Origin of the sequence: Endozoicomonas sp. SESOKO1, assembly GCF_024606265.1 — a bacterium.
Taxonomy (GTDB): Bacteria; Pseudomonadota; Gammaproteobacteria; order Pseudomonadales; family Endozoicomonadaceae; genus Endozoicomonas.
Map to the genome: position 1 here is coordinate 1 of NZ_JAHHPP010000266.1, position 1624 is coordinate 1624.

At 54.5% G+C, this 1624-nt stretch carries 1 protein-coding gene; it reads left to right on the forward strand.

Features of this window, described 5'->3' with window-relative positions:
- Positions 1 to 1624, forward strand: a 1624-nt coding sequence (gene glnE / locus KDK13_RS12065; protein WP_257285221.1) for a bifunctional [glutamate--ammonia ligase]-adenylyl-L-tyrosine phosphorylase/[glutamate--ammonia-ligase] adenylyltransferase, incomplete at both ends; no start/stop codon positions are given.

The window sequence follows — 1624 nt, forward strand, 5'->3', positions numbered from 1 at the left end:
GAGGAAACGACAGCGGATATGTCGGCCCTGGCGGATGCCTGCATTGAAAGTGCACTCAACTGGCTCTACCGGGACTGCTGCCAGACCATGGGAACACCCTGCGGTACGAACATTCCGGGTGAAGAACCGGTTCCCCAGAACATGGTGGTGCTGGGTATGGGTAAACTCGGTGCCAGAGACCTCAACCTCTCTTCAGATATCGACCTGATGTTTACCTATCCCTGCCAGGGAGAAACCCGTGGCTGCAAAAAGATCATTACCAACCAGGAGTTTTTTATCCGCCTTGGCCAGCGACTGATCAGGGTACTGGATTGTCAGAGTGCCGATGGTTTTGTGTTCCGGGTTGATATGCGACTACGGCCTTATGGTTCCAGCGGCGCCCTGGTCATGAGTTTTGCGGCGATGGAGCAGTATTATCAGGATCAGGGGCGGGACTGGGAGCGTTACGCCATGCTTAAGGCCAGGGTGGTTGCCGGGGACATTCCTGCCGGTCAGTTACTGCTCAGCCAGCTTCGCCCTTTTGTTTATCGTCGCTATATTGATTTTGGGTCCATCAGCGCCCTGCGGGAAATGAAGCAGCTGATTCGGCGGGAAGTGAAGCGCAAAGGCATGGAGAGTAATATCAAGCTCGGGCCCGGTGGTATACGCGAGATTGAATTCATTATTCAGTCTTTTCAGTTAATTCATGGCGGGCGTGACCGCAGTCTGCAGGAGCGAAACCTGCTGACGGTGCTGGAGACACTGCAGAGCAAACACTATTTTTCTTCTGACGAAGCCAATGAGCTGAAAGCTGCTTATATCTTCCTGCGCAACCTTGAACATGCCATTCAGGCCATTGCCGATCGACAGACTCAGGATCTGCCGAAAAACCCGGAGGCCCGGGCACGGGTCGCCTTCAGTATGGGACAAAAAGACTGGTTGGCGTTACTGAGCAAGCTGGAAGAACACCGTCAGCACGTTACCAGTCACTTTGATGCGGTTATTGCTGATCCTGAAACCACCAATGCCCGGGAACCTCACAGCGACCAGTGGCAACCTCTCTGGCTCGGCCAGCTCAGTGAGGAGGAGGAGCAGCAGCTGATGTCACAGGAGGGCTTCACGGATATTGCTGCCTCCTGGAAGCGGCTGGTCTCTTTGCGAGACGGAAAAGCCATTACCCGGGTCAGACGGCAAAGCCGTGACCGACTGGATAAGTTTATCCCTCTACTGCTCCGGGTGGCCGCCAATTCCACGGCACCGGATACTTTTTTACTGCGAATTCTTCCGTTGATTGAAGCAGTATTGCGCCGAACGGCTTACCTGGTGCTGCTGATCGAGAACCCTGCCGCGCTGGAGCACCTTGGCAAACTCTGTATTGCCAGCCCATGGATTGCTGAACAGATTGCCCGCTTCCCGGCGCTTCTTGATGAATTCCTCAATCTTGGTGACCTCTATAACCCACCGGAAAAAGAAGCATTGGCCAATGAGCTGCGACAACAGCTTGCCCATATTCCGGAAGACGACCTTGAGAACCAGATGGAAGTACTGCGGCACTTCAGGATGGCTCATGTCTTACGGGTGACGGCTGCCCAGGTTTCCGGCACGCTGCCGCTGATGAAAGAGAGTGACTACCTGACCTGGATTG